This is a genomic window from Auritidibacter ignavus, assembly GCF_029853775.1.
Taxonomy (GTDB): Bacteria; Actinomycetota; Actinomycetes; order Actinomycetales; family Micrococcaceae; genus Auritidibacter; species Auritidibacter ignavus.
In genome coordinates, this window is record NZ_CP122564.1 from 2,240,891 (window position 1) to 2,263,107 (window position 22,217).

Consider the following 22,217-nt stretch of genomic DNA (forward strand, 5'->3'; position numbering starts at 1 on the left):
CCACCACAACACGAAAGAGTTCTGCGAGGTCCCGATGCAGTATGTTTCCACTCGTGGCGGGATGGACCCCGCCAGCTTCTCCGACATTCTCTTGGAAGGCCTAGCCCCCGACGGTGGGCTGGTGATGCCCACCGAGATTCCGGTGATCGACCAGGTCACTATCGAATCCTGGCGTGAGCTGAGCTATCCGCAACTGGCACGAGAAGTCATCGGCCGGTACTGGACCGAGACCCCCACGAACGACCTCGAACAGATCGTCACCGCCGCCTATGGTGACCAGTTCTCCAGTAACCACGTCGTCCCCCGGACTCAGATTGGGGACAACACGTGGCTTTTGGACCTCTCGCAAGGCCCCACGCTGGCTTTCAAAGATATGGCGATGCAATTTCTGGGTGAGGCGATTCCATACGTACTGACCGAACGAGGTGAGACCCTCAACATCTTGGGGGCGACCTCCGGTGATACCGGCTCAGCTGCTGAGCACGCCTTTGCTGCCAAACCGAATGTGGCGGTGTTCATGCTCTCCCCTCAGGGGCGAATGTCGGCATTCCAACGTGCTCAGATGTATTCGCTGACCGATCAGAACATCCACAATATTGTGGTGGATGGAGTCTTTGATGATTGCCAGCACATGGTCAAACAACTCAACGGCGATCTCCCATTTAAGCGTGCCAATACGCTCGGCACCGTCAACTCCATTAACCTAGGCCGGTTGGTTGCCCAATGCGTCTACTACTTCTGGGGGTGGCTCCGCGCCACCGATGAGCACCCCGGTAGCACCGAGCCGATCGACGTCACGGTTCCTTCCGGAAACTTCGGCAATATCTTCTCTGGGCAACTCGCCCGGCTCATGGGCCTGCCCATCCGTCGACTGGTGTTGGCCACCAACGAGAACGACGTGCTGAACGAGTTCTTCCGCACTGGAGTTTATACCCCGCGATCGGCTCAACAGACCGTGGCCACCTCCTCACCGTCCATGGATATTTCGAAGGCCTCGAATCTGGAACGATTGATCTACCTGGTCCTGGGCTCCGATCCGATTAAACTCTCTGGCGCTTTCCAGGCGCTGGATGACGTGGGAACACTCGATCTGTCCCGCTATCAACCCCGGTTTGCCGAAGAGTTCGGGATGGTCTCCGGTGCCTCCACGCACGCCGACCGGTTGACGGCCATCCGGCAGACCTGGGAGCACGCGCATGTGCTCATTGATCCGCACACCGCTGACGGCGTCACCATCGCCGAACAGTATCGGGATGACTCGGTGCCCATGCTGGTGCTGGAAACCGCCAAACCGGAAAAGTTTTCCGACACGGTCGTCGAAGCTATTGGTCAGGCACCGGAGTTGAGCGAGGACCTGCAGAACATGTTAGAACGCGAGCAACACATCATCGAGATCCGCGACAACGTTGATCAACTACGCGACTACATTGCAGAACACGCTGTGCGGTAGAAAGGTGGCAAGGCGATGGTCACAGTAGCGGTTGCACAATTTGGGCCAACAGCCGATGTCAATGACAACCTGAGTGTGATCAAACGGCTGATCACCGAAGCATCCCAACGCGGGGCCAGACTCGTGGTCCTGCCGGAAGAAGCGATGCTGGCCTACCGCCTGGTCGAAGGATCTCTGGCCGAAGCGGTTGCCACAGCCTGGCCCGTGTTTGTCGAGCAACTGTGCGGGCTAGCTCAGCAACATGATGTGCATGTGGTGGCCGGAGGGTTCGAACCGTCCGCAACCGGCAAGCCTTTTAATACTCTGCTGGTCGTCAACGACCGGGGTGAGCAGGTGAGCACCTATCGGAAACTGCATCTCTATGATGCCTTTAACAATCGTGAATCAGACGAGATCTCTGCCGGTGACCAAGGGGTAGTCACCGTGGATCTCGAAGGCATCACCTGGGGTCTGCAAACCTGTTACGACATCCGATTCCCCGAGGTCGCTCGCGCGCTGACACTACGGGGCGCTCAGGCCATCATCACCCCGGCAGCATGGTTTGCTGGCGAACACAAGAAAATGCACTGGCAGTCACTGTTGACCGTCAGAGCGATGGAGAACACTGTATGGATACTCGCCGCGGACACCGTTGGGACCGACACGATCGGCTATTCCAGTATCGTCGATCCCTTGGGCGTTGCAGTAGCGGAGCTCGGTGTTGAGCCGGAAGGCGTCGTGCTGGCGGAGGTGAGCACAGATCGGGTGGCGGAAGTGCGCTCGATAGTACCAGTCTTAGCCAACCGACGCACGGATGTGACCGATCTCAAGAATTAGCGAACGCCCATGTCACCAAGGTATTTAGGGTCACCTGAGTAGAATTAACAGGAAATTGTCAGCTTAAACCCTAGACTCGCCCTGTTCGTCACCTTAGACTCAAAAGTACCTCATCAAGGTGCGAGTGATGACATAAGCCCCCGTCCGATTATCACAGCGTTCCCCTCACGCTTCGGACGGGGGCTTGTTGCTGTCTTTTCTACACTCTTCAGGCGCGATTGACTTCGAAACGGCCCGGGACCTGTCGGTAGTGGTTCAGGGTTGGTGGGTTCGGTGGGGCGGGTGGGGTTTCCCGGTATCTTGGGGAAGTTAGGTGGCAGACAAGAGGTTACTTAACGGTAGTTTTTGGTGTTACTGTGGCCCTGGCATTGGGGTGTGTCCGGTTGCTGGGCGTTCCAGGAGATTCATCACATTGAGCACCTGCGTTGGGGGTTTGCTGTGCGTCGGCGCGGTGTTCTCTCGCGGGATGTGTGACTATTTCCGCGAAGAGAAAGAGACGTGAGAGAAATGTCTAAAGCATCGAAGAATGGTGTTGGCTGCTTTTGCGGCTTTTGCGTTGCTTGGTGGTGGTGTCGTGTGTGGCGTGGCCCGGGCGGATGTGGCATCTGCAGACCAAAATCAGCCCTCGGACACTAGCAATACGGGGGATGAGAGTCCATTACGCCTCGTTGAATAGATCCTTTCTGGAGCTTTTCTGACAAATTTGAATGGACTGTGCTTAAGCCCGGTGAGACTAAGACGCTCCCGAAGCTGAGGGGTTCGGTTCCAAAGGGCGGGTGGGGTGTGGTGCGGGCACGGGGGAGTGCATGGTGGGGATCATGGCATGGGAGTGTAGCGTGAACAACACTGATCTGCGGCGACAGTCCGTTCACGAGCACATGAATTCTGTGTCACCGGTCCGTGTGCTCACCGGCCCGCGCGATGCTGTGCGAGGTCTGGCCGAGCTGCAGGAGCGCGAGCACGAGGCGTGAGAACCGGTGGGTGCCGACGGCCACATGCATCGCCATCCGGTCCCGGGATCCGGAGACGTCGAGATCGGAGCCGGAGATCATGTCGACGGCTGCCCCGATGAGCTGCAGATACTCGTCGCTGACCTCCAATCCCAGCTCCGTCATCTCCGCCACCACCGAGGTGGCCGCTGCCCGGGCGGCGCTCGGCGCGTCCGGCCAGCCCTGGGCTTCCATGACCGAGGTGACCCGCGCCTCGGCGGCGGCCGTGCGCGCATCCGGTGCAGCCGGCGAGTCAGCGGAGAGCGGTGGCAGCCCGCCGCCGAGGATCTGGGCGGTCTGCATGACATCGAGCATGCTCGCCAGTGGGTCGTCGATGACGGCGGTGAGCGTGCCGATCTGCTCGATCGACAGGCCGACGAGCTGCCGGAGCGCGGCGATGAGCTCTAAGCGCTCGACGTGGGAGTCGTCGTAGACCGCGGTCGTCTGGTTCCGCTTGGCTCCAGGCGGCAGGAGGCCTGCGCGCAGGTAGTACTTGATCGAGGCTGTCGAGGTGCCGGTGGCCGCTGCCAGCGCGCTGAGCTTCACTTAGCTCTCCTTGGCGGTCGGATACTGAATCGGGGTGTGGCTATCCACGTTGCACACACTTGGACAACGTCACTATCTTACCGAGTATGGAGACCATCCCGCTCGCCGTTATCGTCCATGCCAGCGCGGCGTTCCTCGTCCTTATCATCGGCCCCGTCAACATCTTCCGGCCCCGCCGCGACGCCGTGCACCGGGTGCTCGGGCGCACCTGGGTGGGGCTCATGTACCTCACCTGCGGCTCCAGCTTCTTCTTCGGCCTCGAGGACGGCTTCACCTTCCTCCACGGGCTCTCGGTGTTCACGACGGTCACCGTCACCCTCGGGGTCTGGATGATCGTGAGCGGCAGTAGGCGCGGGCACATCGGCAACATGGTCGGCTCCTACATCGGCACCCTCATCGCCTTCGGCTTCGCGGCCTTCGTGCCCACCCGCCTCATCTGGACGACAGCGGTGACCAGCCCGGTCGCGCTCGCCGCCTTCGCCGGTGCGCTTGCGCTCATCGCAGGTGCGTGGTTCGCCGTTCTCAAGGCCCGCCTCGGCAGCGGTGGAGGGAAAGGCTCGCGAAAGGGCATTGCGGAGGGGCCTCGCCAACCAGTAGGCTAACAATGTTAGCCAGTAGTGGCTGACGCTCACCCGCACCGATCGGAGTCCCCGCCATGACCGTCGCCCGCATCATCGCCATCTGCCTGTCCATCCCCCTCATCCTGGTCGCCGGCATCTTCGCCTACAGCCGCCTCAACCCGGTCTCGATCATCGTCGTCACCGAACTCGACGCCTCACCTGATGAAGTGTGGACGGTGCTGGCCGACACTGAGCGCTACAGCGAATGGAATCCCTCGATTATCGAGAGCTCCGGCACCGTCGCCGCCGGTGAGAAGCTGCACAACACCGTCATCTTTGCAGACGGCACGATGACCTTCACCCCCACGATCCTGACCGCCGAACCCGGTCGCGAACTGACGTGGATCGGGCGGATGTGGGTCCCGGGCCTGGCTGATGGCGAGCACTCCTTCCGGCTCGAAGCGCTGCCCGGCGGCGGCACCCGGCTGACCCAGCAGGAGACCTTCACCGGTGTCGTCGTGCCGTTCATGACGTCGATGCGTACTGACCTCGAAGCCGACTTCGCCGAGGTCAATGAGGCGATCGGGCAGCGGGCCGCCGATCTGCGGCAGACTGGTGCCCATGACTGAGATCCCGATCAAGCTGCCGACGCGTAGCCCGCGCCAGACCGAGATCCTCGTCGCCGCACGCCGCCGCGTCGAAGCCGCGGGCTGGGAGGCGCTGAGCATGCGCATGCTGGCAACCGACCTCGGGATCCGCGCCCCGTCGCTGTACAAGCACCTGCCGAACAAGGAGGCGGTGCGCACCCAGCTGCTCATCGACGCCTTCGCCCGGATGGGGCAGGCATGCTGGCGGGTGATCGAGACTGAAGCCTCGATCGACTTACTGCTGCGCGCCTACCGCGCCACCGCTGCCGCGTCACCGGAGCTCTACCGGCTGGCGACGAGCGGGCCGCTCGACCGGGCTGCGCTGCCTGAGGGTTTGGAGGAGTGGTCCGGCCGGCCGTTCTTCGTCGTCACGGGAAACCTGGTGATCGGACAAGCACTGTGGGCGGCCACCCACGGGCTCACGATCCTCGAACTCGACGGGCGACTGCCGCCCGGCAGCGACGTCGATGCCGCCTGGGAGGAACTCGCCGAAGCGTTCAAGTGAGCGGATCTGATCGAGCGGATCTGACTGTTCGGATCAGCGCGCCGCCTGCGGTGCCGGCCGAGAGCCAGCAGGACTGCCAAAGCTTCGGCTGGGATGGTGACATCAAGACCGGTGCACTCGCGGAACAGCCGCAGCCGAGGTAGACGAGCACGGTATCGATGACGCGCTCACGCTCATCAGCGGCGAGGGTCGCCAGGCCAGCCTGGATCTCTGACCGCCGCTGGGGAACATCTCCGTCAGGTGCTCGTTGAGGAACGGCACCCACACCTCGCGCTCTGTCGCCCACGTCCCGGGTTCGGCGACCCGGTGCGTCAGCGGGCGCGGGTCAAAGGTAGGCGCGCTGTGCGTATGACGAGTACTCCTCGAGGGTCTTGAGCACCTCCTCGGCATAGGAGAGCAGGCGCGGTGCATCGGCCGCATCGGAGCAGCCGGACAGGCGCGCGTGAGGCGCGGCCGTGCACTCGACTGGCTGTGCCTCGGTAGGATCGCTGCAGGCCATCCGCTCACCGTTTCTGACGAGGAGAGAAGCCTGGATGACCTCCGAACCATCCATGCCCGCAGGCCGTAGCGCCGGCCACCTCATGGTCGAACAGCTCGTGCGCGAAAGCGTCGAGCCCCTCTACAGCGTGTCCGGTGAGAGCTTCCTCGACATCCTCGACGGCCTCTACGACGCCCCGATCACCAACGTCGTCGCCCGCCACGCAGGTGGCTCGGGATTCATGGCCCTGGCCGAGGCGCGCCTGACCGGCAGGCCCGGCGTCGTCATGGTCACCCGCGGACCGGGTGTGGCGAACGCGATGATTGCCATCCACACCGCCTATCAGGACCAGACGTCGCTCGTGATGTTCGTCGGCCTTATCCCCATCCCCGACCGCAATCGGGAGTCCTTCCAGGAATTCGACCAGCATGCGTGGTTCGGCTCCACGGCGAAGAAGGTTCTCGTCCTCGACGACCCGGGCTCCGCCGGCGAACTCGTCTCCGATGCCATGCGCATGGCTGCCGGCGGACGGCCCGAACCGGTCGTCATCGGCGGTGACGGCTGGCAAGACGGCTGTGGAGCCGAGCTGGCCGCCTGGTGTGTAGCCCACGGGGTGTCGGTGACTTCCGACTTCCGCGTCTATGATGCGATCCCGGCCTCCAGCTCGGCCGCCATCCTCCCGGCTCTGACCGCCGAGGCGCCGGCCACCTCGGAAGCGGAAGCCCGCCGCACCCGACTGGAGCGGATGCGCAGCGAGCACGAGGCCTTCTCCACCGCCCGCGTCGACCGCGGGCTGGGCCGTCCACCTGCGGCGGTGACCGGTCCCGAGGTTCTTCGGAACCACACGAGACCGGCCACCGGTGTTTAAGACCCCACTTAGCGTTCAGGGGCAGCAATTCGGGTTCCAAGTGGCTGGCTTCTTGATCACGGTCTCAAGAGGTGCACATATGCCACTGATCTTCTGCAGGACTTGGGTTATTTGTTGTAACGAAAGATAACTAGATAGTTGTACGCCGTGGTATTCTGAGCGGTAGGTTACTCTATGGTCGGTGACAGCGGCCGCAGGGTCTATCATCACGATCACCTTCAGAAGGTTTTTCCGTGCGCGTGCACGGCGTTCTGTGGTGTGGTCACGTTTTTTCTCGACAGAAAGTGACTAGCCGTAATGACTGAGATTTCCAAAAACTCTGCGGGACAGTGGCCAGCTTGGCGGCGCGGTGCCATGGCTGCCTTTACCGCTTTTGCTTTGGTTGGTGGTGGCGTTGTCTGTGACGTGACCCAGGCCACCGTGGCGCGAGCTGATCAAGCGGACGCTCCTGCAACAGACGCTCCCGCAGCAGGAGAAGACGCAACCACCCCCGCTACCGGCGAAGACGTCAGTGACGCCATTGTCCCCAAGAAAGTGAACCCTGAGGGTGCGACAAATCGTTACCCGCGGGCGACGAATCCGCAGGGTACTCGTCCGGCTCCGGTCGCTAGTGAAGTCACTGGTCCGGTGGATGCGGATGCGATTGCTGCTGGTCGAGTTCGTACTTATGGTCAATTCGCTGACGTCACCAACCGTGGCTCGTTGGGGACCTTCTCAGGTCGTTTGTACTACAGCAATGGTGTGTCTTTCGACTCCAGTAACTCTGGTGCGGAGGCGTTGAATGATGTGACTCTGTACTTGCAGTGGATGGATAAGGACTCGCCTGCTAGCCCGGTGTTCACCGCGAAGACGCACAAATTGGCCGGTACCGACGGGGCTTTCGGTTTTGGTGATCTGAACTGGGTTGATGAGAACGGTACCTTGCACGTCTACGAGCCGATGAGCTTGATTAACGATGTGCGGATCAAGGTGTGGGTTGCTCCGGGCCAGACTGGTCCCGGTGGGGGTGAGTTGAAGGCTATCCGTCAGGGTCCGGGGATGATGAACGGCTTCATGAACCCCGGCCGTGATGGTCACTTTGGTTCCTTTACCACCGAACAGTTCTCCACTCAACGTGGTTCGGTGTGGGTTTATGAGAAGCCTGAGGGTGCGGATCCTGCTAGCTACCTGACGACCCCGCGTGATCAGTGGAAGATCGATAACGAAGGTCCGGTGCCCACGCCGTCCAACACTTCCGGTGTGGGTGGCAACGGCCCCAACATGGTTTCTGGCCGTGTTTGGTGGGAATCGGGCGAACCTGATCTTTTCGTTCCTTTCCCGACCCGCGCCGGTGAGAATCCTGCTCCCGGTACTCGGGTGGTGATGTCGGTGCTGACTGCGGAAGGTCGTTCGGCTATTCGTGGTTTGGGTAATCTGCCTACGGGTCAGCGGCTTCAGCAGCAGAAAGCGTTGTTGGAAGCGAATCCGCAGTATATTAAGCAAACTGTGGTTGCCCCGGTTGGGGACAATGGTCGGTACACGGTGCGTTTCGATCAGCCTATCCCGAATGCTGACGCGTTGTATGGTTTCGTGATTAATACCGACGATGAGATTGTGGCTGGTTACACGCCGTGTACTGTCCCGGCGTTTGGTGATCCGAATGATGGTACTCACACCGCGGCCTTCTGGCAGCCGGCTCGTGGCTCCCTGTACAACGTGTACTTCGCGCTGGTGCCTGACCCGAACCGTGCTGACATTTCGCTTGATCACGACACCGGTGCCAACACCGCCGGTGTTGGTGATGTGGTGACCCCGAGTGTCAATACCGTATTCTACCCCGGCCAGAATTACGCCATCCGCTGGGTTGATGAGAACGGTAACCAGGTCGGTAATGACTGCAAGATTACCTCGGCTGCTGAGGCTGCCAACTGCACCTTCACGGTACCCGAAAATGCTGAGCCTGGAACCGTTTACCAGGCGCGGTTGATCATCAACGGCAACATTATGGACTCGGCAGCTTTCCGCGTCACTGAATACGCAGAAACGCTGGACCCTGCTTATGAGAATGCTTCTGGTGCGCCGGGTGAGCAGGTAACTGTCCCGGCACCGACCTACAAGAACAACCAGGGCCAGGATGTTTCGGCCCCAGCTGGTACAAAATACGCCCTGCGGGACGACGCCCCCGAGGGGGCGACCATCGATGAGAACACCGGTGAGATCACCTACACGATTGCAGAGGATGCACGAAATGGGTCCTCGATCGATATCCCCGTCGTGGTGACTTACGCTGATGAGTCCGTTGACCACGTGACCGCCACGGTGAACGTGGTTGAGCCTGGTGTTGTGTCTTACCCGGATGTGACTGTGGGTGATGATGGGGATCGTCAGGTGTCTGTGGATCCGGTGATTACTGATGCTGAGGGTAACCCTGCTGAGAAGGGTGAGGGTGACCGGTTTGAGTTCGGTGAGTTGCCGGATGGATTCGTGAAGGATCCTTCTGATGAGTCGGGCAATACCATTATTTGGAATGGTGGCACTGAAGATCCTGCTGATGACATTACGGTGGTGATTGATCCGGAGACGGGTCAGATTACCGTGGATGCTGGTGAGGATGCTGATACCCAGGGCCCGGTTCAGGTTCCGGTCCGGGTTGTGGATCAGGATGGTAAGCCCACGTATGAGGGTTCGGTGACCATCGACGTTGATCCGAAGGCTCCGGCGCAGGCTGAAACCTTCGAGCCCGCATATGAGAACGCTTCTGGTGCGCCGGGTGAGCAGGTAACTGTCCCGGCTCCTTCGTTCACCGATGCTGAAGGTAAAGAGGCCGAGGCTCCGGAGGGGACCTCGTTCCAGGCTGGTGAGAACGCTCCTGAGGGTGTGACCATCGATGAGAACACTGGTGAGATCACTTTCACTGTTCCGGAGGGTGCTACCCCTGGTGAGACCATTGAGATCCCTGTGGTGGTGACCTACCCGGATGGTTCCACCGATGAGGTCACGGTGACCGTGACGGTGGATGAGCCGGAGGTTGTTGAGCCTGGTGTTGTGTCTTACCCGGATGTGACTGTGGGTGATGATGGGGATCGTCAGGTGTCTGTGGATCCGGTGATTACTGATGCTGAGGGTAACCCTGCTGAGAAGGGTGAGGGTGACCGGTTTGAGTTCGGTGAGTTGCCGGATGGATTCGTGAAGGATCCTTCTGATGAGTCGGGCAATACCATTATTTGGAATGGTGGCACTGAAGATCCTGCTGATGACATTACGGTGGTGATTGATCCGGAGACGGGTCAGATTACCGTGGATGCTGGTGAGGATGCTGATACCCAGGGCCCGGTTCAGGTTCCGGTCCGGGTTGTGGATCAGGATGGTAAGCCCACGTATGAGGGTTCGGTGACCATCGACGTTGATCCGAAGGCTCCGGCGCAGGCTGAAACCTTCGAGCCCGCATATGAGAACGCTTCTGGTGCGCCGGGTGAGCAGGTAACTGTCCCGGCTCCTTCGTTCACCGATGCTGAAGGTAAAGAGGCCGAGGCTCCGGAGGGGACCTCGTTCCAGGCTGGTGAGAACGCTCCTGAGGGTGTGACCATCGATGAGAACACTGGTGAGATCACGTTCACTGTTCCGGAGGGTGCTACCCCTGGTGAGACCATTGAGATCCCTGTGGTGGTGACCTACCCGGATGGTTCCACCGATGAGGTCACGGTGACCGTGACGGTGGATGAGCCGGAGGTTGTTGAGCCTGGTGTTGTGTCTTACCCGGATGTGACTGTGGGTGATGATGGGGATCGTCAGGTGTCTGTGGATCCGGTGATTACTGATGCTGAGGGTAACCCTGCTGAGAAGGGTGAGGGTGACCGGTTTGAGTTCGGTGAGTTGCCGGATGGATTCGTGAAGGATCCTTCTGATGAGTCGGGCAATACCATTATTTGGAATGGTGGCACTGAAGATCCTGCTGATGACATTACGGTGGTGATTGATCCGGAGACGGGTCAGATTACCGTGGATGCTGGTGAGGATGCTGATACCCAGGGCCCGGTTCAGGTTCCGGTCCGGGTTGTGGATCAGGATGGTAAGCCCACGTATGAGGGTTCGGTGACCATCGACGTTGATCCGAAGGCTCCGGCGCAGGCTGAAACCTTCGAGCCCGCATATGAGAACGCTTCTGGTGCGCCGGGTGAGCAGGTAACTGTCCCGGCTCCTTCGTTCACCGATGCTGAAGGTAAAGAGGCCGAGGCTCCGGAGGGGACCTCGTTCCAGGCTGGTGAGAACGCTCCTGAGGGTGTGACCATCGATGAGAACACTGGTGAGATCACGTTCACCGTTCCGGAGGGTGCTACCCCTGGTGAGACCATTGAGATTCCTGTGGTCGTGACCTACCCGGATGGTTCCACCGATGAGGTCACGGTGACCGTGACGGTGGATGAGCCGGACAACGGCGGTGGCCAGGAGGACACCCTGGCTGACATCACCACACCGACGTGGGAGAACGGTACCGTTGAGCCTGGTGGGTCGGTAGATATCCCGAATTCTGGTGACCAACTGCCGGAAGGCTCCAAGGTCGAGGCCACTGCCGATGCTGAAGGTTGGAAGGTGTCGGCCACCGATGATGGTACCCTCACCGTCACCGCACCCGAGGGAGCTGCTGACGGTGACAAGACCACTATCGAGGTGACCGCGACCTACCCGGATGGTTCGCAGGATGTTGAGAAGGTCACCGTGACCGTCAACGACCCCAATGGTGGTGGCGACGATGAGGAGGACGGTACCCAGGCTGATGACATCACTCCATCGTGGGTGAACAGCCAGGTTGCTCCCGGTGAGTCCGTTGAGGTTCCGAACACGGGCGAAGAGATTCCGGAAGGTTCCACCGTTGAAGCCAGCACTGATGCCGAAGGCTGGCAAGTTTCGGCCACCAACGACGGCACTCTGACCGTGACTGCACCGGAAGGTGCCTCGCACGGTGACAAGGCTGTGGTGACTGTCCAGGTCACCTACCCGGATGGTTCTGTTGACACCGAACAGGTCAGCGTCACTGTCGTTGACCCGGCTGTCGGTGATGACGATGACAACAACAACCAAGCTGCTGAGGTTCAGCCCAACTGGGATAACCAGGAAGTGGCGCCGGGCGAGTCGGTGACTGCGCCGAATAATGGTGATGCGTTGCCAGAAGGCTCTGAGGTCGAAGCGACTTCTTCCCAGGATGGCTGGAACGTGACCGTCGGCGATGATCACGGGATAACTGTCACTGCTCCGGAGAATGCCTCCACGGGTGATAAAACCACGATCACGGTAACTGTGACCTATCCGGACGGTTCCACTGACACCGAGACCTTCACCGTGACCGTCAATGACCCGAGTGGTGATAACGGTGGTGAAGAACCTGGCAGTGACCAAGCGAGCGAGGTAACTCCGAACTGGGACAACACCACTGCTCAACCAGGTCAGACTGTTGAGGTGCCGAATAACGGTGACGAACTGCCGGAAGGCTCTCAGGTCGAAGTTGCGTCCGATCAGGACGGTTGGACCGTTGAGGTTGGCGAGGACGGTAGCACTATCAAGGTGACTGCCCCAGAAGGTGCCACCTCGGGCGACAAGACCGAAATTACCGTGACCGTGACCTACCCGGATGGCTCCACTGACACCGAAACCTTCACCGTGACCGTGACCGAGCCATCTGATGGTGGTGAGGGACCTGGTGAGCAGGAGAAGCCGAACTGGGGTGACGCTGAGGGTGAGCCTGGTGAGCGGATCGTGATCCCGAATGAGGGTGGCGAGGTTCCTGAGGACACCACTGTTGAGGTGGAAGGCCCAGGACGTGCCTCGATCGACGAGGACGGCAACCTGGTTGTCGAAATCGATAAGGATGCGAAGCCTCGTGACACCATTGTGGTGGTCGTCAAGGACAAGGACGGCAACGTGATCGATGAGATCACCGTGACCGTGACCGAGCCATCTGATGATGGCGGTGCTGGTGACGGTGGCGACAAGCCTGGTGACGGTGGCGACAAGCCTGGTGACGGTTCCGGTAAGCCTGGTGATGGCGGCGCTGGTGACGGTTCCGGTAAGCCTGGTGATGGCGGCGCTGGTGACGGTGCTGGTGACGGTTCCGGCAAGCCTGGTGATGGCGGTTCTGGTGACGGTGCTGGCGATGGCGCTGGTTACGCCTCCGATGCGTCGAGTGACCACAGTGACAAGCTGGCTTCGACTGGTGCTGGCGTGCTGGGCGCGTTGGGTCTGGGTGGTCTGCTGGCTGCGGCCGGTGGCCTGTTGGCCCGTCGTCGCAAGTCTGAGGACTAAGACTCTGCGCTGCTACTAGTGGTGTAGTTACTGGCGGTGGCCGGTCCCGGGTTCTTCGGAACTACACGGGACCGGCCACTGGCGTTTTTAGGCGTCCACGACGGGCGTGACGGTGTGGCATAAACGATGAGGGGCTTTCACACGTGTGAAAGCCCCTCATTGTGGTCCCTTGCACGAATCTGGTTCTATCGATCTAATTCCTGGCGGCGCGAAGAGATGACCCCGGTGTTGAAACCAGCGAGGTTCAGCCCGCCGTGGAAGCGAGCGTGTTCAATTTTCACGCAACGGTCCATGACGATATTCATGCCATACGACTCGGCCAGGTGTGCCGCCTCTTCATTCCAGATACCCAGCTGGAGCCAGACGATCTTGGCCCCGACGTTGTGGGCATCTTCGACAACCGCGGGAGTGTCTTCGGGTTTTCGGAAGACGTCGACGATATCGGGTACGACGGGCAGTGCCTCGAGGCTCGGATACACCTTGTGGCCCAAGATTTTCCCACCCTTCTCCGCGAGAACCGGGTTGATGAAATACACATCGAAGGTGGTGGAACTAAGCAGGTAAGTCGCGACAAAGTTGGACGCACGGGAGGGCTTATCCGAGGCGCCCACGATGGCAATGGACTGGCTCTGACGAAGCAGACTCAAACGTTCCGGAGCCGAGGGGCCGGTCCAGGTGCGGTCTGGCAATGCTGTGCTCATGATGGTCCTTTCCTGGAGTTAGTGGCTTGCACCATCGGTGGCGGTGGTTAACGCTTGGTCAAGATCCCAGATAATGTCGTCGACGTCTTCGATCCCCACCGAAATACGAATCAAATCATCCGGAATACCGGCAGCAGCCAATTGTTCATCTGAGAGTTGCTGGTGCGTGGTCGAACCCGGGTGCAACACCAGCGTTTTAGCATCGCCAACATTCGCTAGATGGGATGCCAACTGAACGCTTTGGATGAAGGTATTTCCGGTGTCGCGACCTCCCTTCACCCCGAAGCTGAAGACCGAGCCGACCCCTTGTGGCAAGAGCTGTCTCCCCCGTTCGTAGTACGGGTTGTCGGGAAGCCCCGCATGGTTGACGTAGCTAATGCGCGAGTCCTCGTTCAGCCATTCGGCGACCTGTTGTGCATTAGCAATGTGCGCGTCCATGCGCTGTGGCAAGGTCTCAATCCCTACCATCAGTTGCTGGGCTGACTGCGGTGCCAGGGTAGGGCCAAAATCGCGCAGTTGCTCGTTGCGGACTTTGGTCAAGAACCCGTATTCGCCGAAGTTGCCCCACCAGCTCAGTCCGTTATAGGACTCCACGGGTTCGGTCATGGATGGGAAGTTGCCGTTATCCCAGGGGAAGGTGCCGTGCTCCACCACGACTCCTCCCAAGGTGGTGCCGTGGCCGCCCAAGAACTTTGTGGCGGAGTGGATGACAATATCGGCGCCGTGCTCGAACGGGCGAATCAGATAAGGAGTGGTCAGCGTGGAATCTACCACCAAAGGAACCCCGTGGTGATGGGCCACCTGCGCGAGACCGGACAAATCCACGATCGTCGATGAGGGGTTCGACACGATCTCGGTGTAGACCGCTTTCGTATTGGGCTGCATAGCCGCTTCAAAGTCGGTGGCCTCCGTGGAATCCACGAAGGTGGTCTCGATGCCGAAACGACGCAACGAGACGTCCAACTGGGTCACCGTGCCACCGTAGAGTCGCGATGAGGCCACAATGTGGTCCCCGGCCTGAGCCAGTGCGGCGAATACCACGAACTCTGCGGCCATCCCCGACGACGTCGCTACCCCGCCGATACCGCCTTCCAAGGAGGCCATCCGTTCTTCAAACGAGGCCACCGTGGGGTTGGCAATGCGTGAATAGATATTGCCGTATTTCTGCAGGGCAAACAGGTTCGCGGCATCCTCGGTGGATTCGAAGACGAATGAGGTGCTCTGATACACCGGGAGTGCACGCGATCCATGCACCGCATCGGGAACGGTTCCGGCGTGCAAAGCACGGGTGCGGAACCCAAATTGGCGTTCAGCCATCGTCGTCCTTCCATTTCAGGTCACTAGTGCAGATCACTGCATGAGGGGTCTGTTTCTCTTCTTGTCTATTGTTCTCGCGCTCCGGGGAGAATGCGACCTTTATGACTCATGAGGTCACCTAGACTAGAGAGAGCTTGGCTGAGGCCAACCAGATCAGTGTGTGAGGACTTGATGAGTGAAATGCAATCGACGAGCGAGCGCAAGAACTTTTGGGTCACGGGCAAAGGCGTGCTCACCATTGCGCTGATCGCTATCGGCATCACGGCCATCATCATCTTCGGTGTGGTGCGTGCGGTCGGCCCCGATGCCGAGGGCGTGGGGCAAGAGGCCACCTATACCGGCGAAACCACGGATTCGATCTGTGGGCTCGGCGGTGTCGCGCGTGAAGGATCCATTGGTAGCACTCCCGACGCTGACTGGGAAAACCACCGCAATATTTTCTTCCCCGTCTCTGAGCAATACGGGCCTGGTCAGCGCAATGATGACGGGGTACCTAGTTGTTTTGAGCATTCACCACGGGGCATGATGTTTGCTGCCGTGTCATATACCGCCATGCTGACGAACCCGGACCGGTTCGATGACACCGCGCTCGCGATGCCACTGGGACCCGGCGTTGATACCGAACAGCACAGCTCACAGATGGTCGATGAGGTGCGAGAGCGTTTCGCTGGCGAAGACTCCGCGATCGGTGGTTTTCGGCTGGTCCGCTACGACGGTGACGCTGGGCTGATTGAGGTCGCGGTCACCAGCTTTGACGGCACCCACACCACTCGAGCCTCGTTGTTGTTAGCGATGGAGTGGGTCGATGGTGATTGGAAAATCGTCGGTGACCTGGATGAGCAACCCGTTGAGATCAGAGACTTGCAGGACCACATTGGTTTCCAGCAATTTCGTGCCTAAGACCTCGTCGCACCCCGGCGGTGACGTCGCGAGTAGCCTCCTGTTCGCAAATTCAAGAAATATTCCTATAATAGATCATCTGTACCGGGCTGTCGTATTCCGGACGCGTCCTTGATTTCATCTGACGATCTAAGGAGTGACCATCGCATGTCGAATCATGATCCTTCAGACGAACCAGACGAGCCACCCACGGCTCAGTCCGCGGGGGCGACGACCACCGAGACATCCGGTGAGGGATCGGTGCTGACCGAAGAAACCGAAGCGGAAGAAATCGATAAGACCGCCTCCTTGCCCCAGTACATGTCGCTTGGCGAGCATGATTCTGATAGCCGCATCGTGGCCAAGCTGAGACGGCAGGGTGTGAAGATCGGCCGGGGCATGATTGCCCCGCACGTGTTCTGGCCATCGACTATCATCGTCATTGCCGTGGCACTGTGCGGTATCTTTTTGCCGGACGCGACCGGTGAAGTCCTGAACGCCATCCAGACCTGGATCGTCGATACCCTGGGCTGGTACTACGTACTGTGCATTATGGTCTTCATCGGCTTTGCCCTGTTTTTTGGGCTGTCGAAATACGGCAGACTAAAGCTCGGTTCCCCTGAAGACAAGCCCGACCACGGGTTGCTGTCCTGGTTCTGTATGCTCTTCGCCGCCGGCATGGGTATCGGGTTGGTTTTCTATGGCGTCGGTGAGCCGCTGACTTTTGCCACCGTGGAACCCAAACCCGGCTGGGAAGGCAGCGAAGCCGACATCGCCAAGCAAGCCATGGCCCAAACCTTCGTGCACTGGGGCATCCACCCCTGGGCGGTCTACGCCATCATTGGCCTAGCCGTGGCCTACACCATTCACCGGCGTGGGCGTCCGGTCTCGATCCGCTGGGTTTTTGAACCTCTGCTGGGGGAGCGTGTTAAAGGCATTCTGGGTGACGTGATCGACATCCTGGCGGTGTTCGGCACCATCTTCGGTGTGGCCACTTCACTGGGCCTCGGCGTGCAACAGATCGGGACCGGTCTGGAAAAGATCGGCATCGTCGAAACCGCTGATACTGTTCTGCTGGTCATCCTCATCGTGGTCATCACGTTCATCGCCACACTCTCTGTGGTCTCCGGTGTGGGACGCGGAATGAAGTGGCTGTCGAACTTCAACCTCAGTCTGGCCGGCGTGGTCCTGATCGCACTGTTGCTGATGGGACCGACCCTGTTCATCTTCCAGAACCTCGTGGAATCGCTGGGCGTCTACCTGGCCACCTTCTTCGAAATGTCGCTGGACGTGGCCACCTATACCGGGGAAGACGGATCCGCATGGGCCTCGTCCTGGACCCTGTTCTACTGGGGCTGGTGGGTGTCTTGGGCACCCTTCGTCGGTATCTTCATCGCCCGAATCTCCCGCGGTCGCACCGTGCGCCAGTTCATTGCTGGTGTGCTCCTGGTGCCGCCGCTGGTCGGTTTCCTCTGGTTCGGCGTGCTGGGCGGCACCGGGATTTTCCGCCAGCTTTTTGGGGCCGGTGACCTGGTCGAAGACGGCGAAGTCAGCCCCGAAGGGGTGCTCTTCGACGTGCTCGGCGACCTGCCTTTGGGGATGTTGTTCTCCATTGTGGGGATCCTGTTGGTCACCATCTTCTTCGTGACCTCTTCAGACTCCGGATCCCTGGTGATGGACATGCTCTCCTCGGGCGGCCACCCCAACCCGCCGATCTGGTCGCGCGTGTTGTTCTCCACCGCTGCCGGTGCGCTGGCTATCGGTCTCATGCTGGCCGGCGGATTAGAATCTTTGCAAGCCGCCGCGTTGGCCACCGCGTTGCCATTCTCTGTGGTGTTGTTGTTTATGTGCTGGTCTTTGGTGCGTTGTCTGCGCGCCGACTACGCCCGCGTGGAACGTAGCAAGCTGGATGACCGCTACCATGAGTTCGCCAGCAGAATGGCTGACGACTACGAGTGGGACTTCCCCGAACAGCTCACCAGCCACATTGACGACTGGATCGATTACCGGCTGGAGGCCACCCGCGGGATCTTCAACCAGAAGAGCAGAGACCCCGCCTCGCCACCGCCAGGCACACGTCCGTCCCGGTTCAACATGCCCGGAATTGGGCTACGCCGGCACGAAAAGAGCCGGGACGACAAGAACCGGGACGACCGCGAGTAGTCGCGAGCGCGACTCGTCCGGCGCGGTAGGTGTTGCACTCCACCATGGCCCGGGTTCTGATGGGCATTCTGCCCTTAGAACCCGGGCCGGTTGCTAGGATTGCGGTTTCGGTGTCCGTACAAACGGCACCAGCACCACGGTGACCACCGATAGCACCGCTCCGTACAGCAGCGCGTTGTGAATACCGGTCATCTCAGCCGTTGCAAGATCCTGGCCCAAGCGCACCCCGAGGGTGGTGGCCAGTGTCATGACCGTGATGTACAGTGAGGTGCCACCGGCAGCGGCGACCTGTTGCAGTGAATTGATCACCGCCGAGCCGTGAGAATACAGCCGTGGTGTCAGCGAGTTCAGCGCTGAGGTAAACAGTGGCCCCATCAGGGCCGCTAGCCCGATCGACATCACCACGTGGGTGGTGATCAAGCTACCGAGCCCGGTGTCGGCATCGAAGGTGGTCATCAGCCACATCGCCACCGAAACCACCACGGCGCCGGGGATTAACAGCACCCGGGCACCGACGGCGTCATAGGCCCGGCCCACCAGCCATCCCAAACCGGCCATCACCAGGCCCCCCGGGAGCATGGCCAGCCCGGTGTCCTGAGCAGAGAAGTGCAGAATGTCCTGCATGTAGATCGGCAGAATCACGATCACGCCGAACAGCCCCACCATGGCAATCAAGACGCATATGGTGGACAGCGTGAAAGTGCGGACGGTGAATACCCGCAGATTCAACAGCGCGATATCCCGCAAGGAGATCTGTCGTAGTGTGAAGATCCCCAACGCCACCCCGCCGATGACCAGTGGCACCCAGGGCGACAGGACCGCATGTCCGGTGGCAGCTTCACCGATAGAACTCAGTCCATAAATCACGCCGGCAAAACCGATCGCTGACAACACCACCGAAAAAACATCCAGCGGCACCTTGCGGGTCTCGGTCACGTTACGCAACCGCCACAGCCCCAACAGCACCACCAACACTCCGATCGGCAGAATGATCAAAAACATCCACCGCCAGCTCAACGCATGCAGGATCAGACCGCCGGCGGTCGGCCCGACCGCCGGAGCGACCGCGATGATGATCGACACCACTCCCATGGTGCGCCCGCGTAAGTGCAACGGCACTACGTTGAGCACCGTGGTCATCAACAACGGCAACATGATCGCGGTGCCCGCGGCCTGGATGACGCGACCGGTGACGAGTAGTCCGAAGACAGGTGCCGTCGCGGCCACCAGTGTGCCGAGGACGAAGAACCCGGTGGAGATGACAAACACCACCCGGATCGGCAACCGGGTCAGTAGCCAGCCGGTGGTGGGGATGACCACGGCCATGGTGAGCATGAACGCGGTGGTGAGCCACTGGACGGTGGCCGGGGTGAGCTGAAATTCGTCCATCAGCACCGGCAAGGCCACCGACATGATGGTCTCGTTGAGGATCATCACGAACGAGCCCAGCGCCAACATGGCCAGCACCCCCACAGCGCCCGGTGGTAAGGATGCTCCTGGGGTCTGGGTGGTTTCGGAGTGCTGTGATGACATGCTGGCCGTACTCCTAACGCGTCGCGGTGTAGATCTCGTCAATGCGTTCGCTGGCCGACTCGGCCCAGGCATCGAATGCTATCCCGTCCTGAGGATCGGTGGCTGAAGGATACACCGACCGGTACCGAAGCCAGGTGCCACCGGTTTCCAGCTCAGCGGTCCGGGCCGTAAGGAAATCCGAGACGACCACCTCTCGGATGGAAACCTCACCGGCCTCGGCGGAGACGGTGTCGTCCTCGATCTCGGTCATCTCCTCATTCACACAGTCGGTCTCTCGAGCTTCTTCGAGCTCGACCCGTTCACGGCGATCCGCATCGGTGCTGAACTCGACCAGATCGAGTTCTTCGACCGAGGCCGTCTCATCAAGCTGAGTCTCGCCGTCAACCTGGGCATAGACTGCAGGATCCGTTGAGTCCATGGCAACCTCGAGCTGTGAGAGTGTTGCCTGCTGACACTGGTCTGGGTCCGACACCTCCCGGAGTGAATCGACCACGAGCCACCGGTCGCCCCAGATTTCTTCGCCGGTATAGACCATCGCCTCCTGCAGGGTCTCATCGACCTGGTTCGCCAGGGCAATCGATTCCTCGCGGGGTTCCGGTGCTTGATCGGAGGGAATCGCTGTGGCGGGATCTTGGGCCTGCCCGGATCCCGGGTCGTCCTCGCCACCACAACCGGTCAACCCCAGGGCGCTGAGGCTGACCAGGGTGGCGAGCGCCACCGAGCGGTACCGCGCGGCGAGCGCGGGCGTGGAGAAAAGCATCGGGAATCATCCTGTCAATAGACGTCGTGCCGGGGAGATTCTTCTAGGCTACTCACTGCGGGGGCCTTTCGCCTGTCTCTGGTCCCGGCCGCGGTTTCGTGGTTTTCGACCCCCCAGGTATTGTGATCTGCCACACGCGCGCCGTAGGTTAGGGGTATGACGACTTATGCAGTGACTAACCCCGCCACCGGTGCTGTTGAAAAGACCTACCCCACCGCAACCGACGAACAGATTAGCGAGGCAGTTAACCTGGCTGCCGAGACTTTCACAAGTTATGCGAACACCAGCTTTGAGCAGCGCGCCCAGTGGATGCACCGCGTTGCCGATCTCTACGAAGAGCGTCTCGACCAGCTATGCTCGATCATCACCCGGGAGATGGGTAAACCGGTCCGCCAAGCCGAGTTTGAAGTCAAAATTTCGGTCTCGATCTACCGCTACTACGCCGATCACGCCGCGGAGTTCCTCGCCGATGAAGAACTCCCAGTTGCTCGCGGTGGTCAGGCCAAAGTGCAATACGACCCGGTGGGTGTGCTGTTGGGCATCATGCCCTGGAATTTCCCTTACTACCAGGTCGCCCGTTTTGCTGGGCCGAACCTGATGGCCGGAAATACCATCGTGCTTAAGCACGCCCCGCAGTGTCCGGAATCGGCCGAAGTGATGGAGCAGATCTTCCACGAGGCCGGATTCCCCGCGGGCGCCTACGTCAATATTTACGCCTCCAACGAGCAGATCGCCGAGCGAGTTATTCCCGACCCGCGGGTCCAGGGTGTGTCTCTGACCGGCTCTGACCGGGCGGGGGCAGCGGTGGCCGAGACCGCCGGTAAACACCTGAAAAAAGTGGTGCTTGAGCTGGGTGGTAACGACCCCTTCATCGTGCTTGACCGCGACATCGTGCCCCAGGCCGTCGAGCTGGCTGCCACCTCGCGGTTTGGTAACGCCGGCCAGGCCTGCAACGCGGCTAAACGCCTCATTGTGCTCGAGGAGTTCTACGACGACTTTGTGGAACAACTGAAAACCGCCGTGGAACAAGTCCGGTTGGGCGACCCCACCCAACCGGAGACGGCCATGGGACCGATGTCTTCCCAGCAAGCGTTGGAGAATCTCGACGCTCAGGTCCGCGACGCCATCGACCACGGTGCGACCGCACACGTGGGAGGGGCGCCCGAAGACCGCGAGGGGGCCTGGTACCCGGCCACTCTGCTCACCGGGCTCACCCCCGAGATGCGGGCCTATTCCGAAGAGCTCTTTGGCCCGGTGGCCATGGTCTACTCGGTGGCAAGTGAAGAAGAAGCCATCAAGCTCGCCAACGACACGCCCTACGGTTTGACCGCTACCGTCCACTCCTCCGACCCGGCGCGCGCGGCTGAGGTGGGAAATCAGATCCACACCGGCCAAGTGTTCATCAATGAAACCTCCACCACCGCCGCAGAGTTGCCCTTCGGCGGTGTCAAGCGCTCCGGTTTCGGGCGTGAGCTGGGACCGTACGGCATCAAAGAGTTCGTCAACGTCCGGTTGGTGAAATACAGCAAGAACTAACCCTGCACCAGTCCTGGCAGGGCGAGTAGTTCACGTCACATTTCTCAATGACCTGTGATGTGACATGGTCACTGACTACAGTGAGGCCCAGACCATCCAGAGTGGCTGAGAGAGCTGGCTCGATGACGCCACAGCAACCAGGGGTGCCGTTCAGGCCACCCAGGTGCTAATGCCAGTTCCGATGGAAAGGACC

General features: G+C 60.3%; 15 protein-coding genes and 1 riboswitch. Of the genes, 10 read left to right on the forward strand and 5 right to left on the reverse strand.

All coding sequences use genetic code 11. From position 1 onward, the window contains the following. Positions 1 to 34: 34 nt before the first annotated feature. Both thrC and QDX22_RS10225 read left to right on the forward strand, forming a co-directional pair. Positions 35 to 1,450 carry a threonine synthase gene (thrC, locus tag QDX22_RS10220; RefSeq protein ID WP_110101297.1) on the forward strand — a complete coding sequence of 472 codons (1,416 nt, stop codon included), beginning with the start codon at positions 35 to 37 and terminating at the stop codon, positions 1,448 to 1,450. Between the two features lie 15 nt (positions 1,451 to 1,465). Continuing rightward, positions 1,466 to 2,266 carry a carbon-nitrogen hydrolase family protein gene (locus QDX22_RS10225; protein WP_110101298.1) on the forward strand — a complete coding sequence of 267 codons (801 nt, stop codon included), beginning with the start codon at positions 1,466 to 1,468 and terminating at the stop codon, positions 2,264 to 2,266. Between the two features lie 890 nt (positions 2,267 to 3,156). Here the strand turns inward: QDX22_RS10225 and QDX22_RS10230 are convergent. Then, complete coding sequence (locus tag QDX22_RS10230; protein ID WP_279672581.1) at positions 3,157 to 3,801, reverse strand: MerR family transcriptional regulator; 645 nt, start codon at positions 3,799 to 3,801, stop codon at positions 3,157 to 3,159. Between the two features lie 86 nt (positions 3,802 to 3,887). Between QDX22_RS10230 and QDX22_RS10235 the strand changes: the two genes are divergently transcribed. The 5 genes from QDX22_RS10235 (at position 3,888) to QDX22_RS10255 (ending at position 13,135) form a co-directional block, all read left to right on the forward strand. Beyond that, positions 3,888 to 4,403 (forward strand): DUF2306 domain-containing protein, encoded by a 516-nt coding sequence (locus tag QDX22_RS10235; protein WP_146206436.1) that lies wholly within the window; start codon positions 3,888 to 3,890, stop codon positions 4,401 to 4,403. 53 nt (positions 4,404 to 4,456) lie between these two features. Continuing rightward, positions 4,457 to 4,990: an SRPBCC domain-containing protein gene (locus tag QDX22_RS10240; RefSeq protein WP_110101301.1), complete on the forward strand. Its 534-nt coding sequence runs from the start codon at positions 4,457 to 4,459 to the stop codon at positions 4,988 to 4,990. Next, a complete protein-coding gene (locus tag QDX22_RS10245) occupies positions 4,983 to 5,513 on the forward strand; it encodes a TetR/AcrR family transcriptional regulator (protein WP_110101302.1) in 531 nt (176 codons plus the stop codon). Before QDX22_RS10240 ends, QDX22_RS10245 begins: the two co-directional genes overlap by 8 nt. Positions 5,514 to 6,046: 533 nt before the next feature. Then, positions 6,047 to 6,859, forward strand: a complete 813-nt coding sequence (locus QDX22_RS10250; RefSeq protein WP_341849182.1) for a thiamine pyrophosphate-binding protein — start codon at positions 6,047 to 6,049, stop codon at positions 6,857 to 6,859. A 297-nt stretch (positions 6,860 to 7,156) separates the two neighbouring features. Further along, complete coding sequence (locus QDX22_RS10255) at positions 7,157 to 13,135, forward strand: YPDG domain-containing protein (protein ID WP_279717824.1); 5,979 nt, start codon at positions 7,157 to 7,159, stop codon at positions 13,133 to 13,135. A gap of 185 nt (positions 13,136 to 13,320) precedes the next feature. On the opposite strand, the gene QDX22_RS10260 is transcribed toward QDX22_RS10255, so the two are convergent. Together QDX22_RS10260 and QDX22_RS10265 are read right to left on the reverse strand one after the other, a co-directional pair. Then, positions 13,321 to 13,836, reverse strand: coding sequence for a CoA-binding protein (locus tag QDX22_RS10260; RefSeq protein ID WP_110101306.1), 516 nt, complete (start codon positions 13,834 to 13,836; stop codon positions 13,321 to 13,323). Between the two features lie 18 nt (positions 13,837 to 13,854). Then, a complete protein-coding gene (locus tag QDX22_RS10265; protein ID WP_122548725.1) occupies positions 13,855 to 15,153 on the reverse strand; it encodes an O-acetylhomoserine aminocarboxypropyltransferase/cysteine synthase family protein in 1,299 nt (432 codons plus the stop codon). Positions 15,154 to 15,324: 171 nt separating this feature from the next. Here QDX22_RS10265 and QDX22_RS10270 point away from each other — a divergent pair, with 171 nt between their 5' ends. Then, positions 15,325 to 16,053, forward strand: a complete 729-nt coding sequence (locus QDX22_RS10270) for a DUF8175 domain-containg protein (RefSeq protein ID WP_146206437.1) — start codon at positions 15,325 to 15,327, stop codon at positions 16,051 to 16,053. Positions 16,054 to 16,200: 147 nt separating this feature from the next. After that, positions 16,201 to 18,195, forward strand: a complete 1,995-nt coding sequence (locus QDX22_RS10275) for a BCCT family transporter (RefSeq protein ID WP_110101309.1) — start codon at positions 16,201 to 16,203, stop codon at positions 18,193 to 18,195. Between the two features lie 93 nt (positions 18,196 to 18,288). Here the strand turns inward: QDX22_RS10275 and QDX22_RS10280 are convergent, their stop codons facing one another. Both QDX22_RS10280 and QDX22_RS10285 read right to left on the reverse strand, forming a co-directional pair. Next, the gene (locus QDX22_RS10280; RefSeq protein WP_110101310.1) at positions 18,289 to 19,728 is read right to left on the reverse strand and encodes an MDR family MFS transporter; all 1,440 of its coding nucleotides are present in this window, start codon (positions 19,726 to 19,728) and stop codon (positions 18,289 to 18,291) included. A 13-nt stretch (positions 19,729 to 19,741) separates the two neighbouring features. Continuing rightward, complete coding sequence (locus QDX22_RS10285) at positions 19,742 to 20,488, reverse strand: hypothetical protein (protein ID WP_110101311.1); 747 nt, start codon at positions 20,486 to 20,488, stop codon at positions 19,742 to 19,744. 156 nt (positions 20,489 to 20,644) lie between these two features. Between QDX22_RS10285 and QDX22_RS10290 the strand changes: the two genes are divergently transcribed. After that, positions 20,645 to 22,024 (forward strand): NAD-dependent succinate-semialdehyde dehydrogenase, encoded by a 1,380-nt coding sequence (locus QDX22_RS10290; RefSeq protein WP_110101312.1) that lies wholly within the window; start codon positions 20,645 to 20,647, stop codon positions 22,022 to 22,024. Between the two features lie 89 nt (positions 22,025 to 22,113). Then, positions 22,114 to 22,212, forward strand: a riboswitch (SAM riboswitch). Positions 22,213 to 22,217 lie beyond the last annotated feature (5 nt).

Coding starts and splice junctions, on each gene's coding strand:
- QDX22_RS10225 (WP_110101298.1), top strand. CDS start 1,466: ATGGTCACAGTAGCGGTTGCACAATTTGGGCCAACAGCCGATGTCAAT.
- QDX22_RS10240 (WP_110101301.1), top strand. CDS start 4,457: ATGACCGTCGCCCGCATCATCGCCATCTGCCTGTCCATCCCCCTCATC.
- thrC (WP_110101297.1), top strand. CDS start 35: ATGCAGTATGTTTCCACTCGTGGCGGGATGGACCCCGCCAGCTTCTCC.
- QDX22_RS10245 (WP_110101302.1), top strand. CDS start 4,983: ATGACTGAGATCCCGATCAAGCTGCCGACGCGTAGCCCGCGCCAGACC.
- QDX22_RS10255 (WP_279717824.1), top strand. CDS start 7,157: ATGACTGAGATTTCCAAAAACTCTGCGGGACAGTGGCCAGCTTGGCGG.
- QDX22_RS10260 (WP_110101306.1), bottom strand. CDS start 13,836: ATGAGCACAGCATTGCCAGACCGCACCTGGACCGGCCCCTCGGCTCCG.
- QDX22_RS10285 (WP_110101311.1), bottom strand. CDS start 20,488: ATGCTTTTCTCCACGCCCGCGCTCGCCGCGCGGTACCGCTCGGTGGCG.
- QDX22_RS10290 (WP_110101312.1), top strand. CDS start 20,645: ATGACGACTTATGCAGTGACTAACCCCGCCACCGGTGCTGTTGAAAAG.
- QDX22_RS10250 (WP_341849182.1), top strand. CDS start 6,047: ATGACCTCCGAACCATCCATGCCCGCAGGCCGTAGCGCCGGCCACCTC.
- QDX22_RS10235 (WP_146206436.1), top strand. CDS start 3,888: ATGGAGACCATCCCGCTCGCCGTTATCGTCCATGCCAGCGCGGCGTTC.
- QDX22_RS10280 (WP_110101310.1), bottom strand. CDS start 19,728: ATGTCATCACAGCACTCCGAAACCACCCAGACCCCAGGAGCATCCTTA.
- QDX22_RS10275 (WP_110101309.1), top strand. CDS start 16,201: ATGTCGAATCATGATCCTTCAGACGAACCAGACGAGCCACCCACGGCT.
- QDX22_RS10265 (WP_122548725.1), bottom strand. CDS start 15,153: ATGGCTGAACGCCAATTTGGGTTCCGCACCCGTGCTTTGCACGCCGGA.
- QDX22_RS10270 (WP_146206437.1), top strand. CDS start 15,325: ATGAGTGAAATGCAATCGACGAGCGAGCGCAAGAACTTTTGGGTCACG.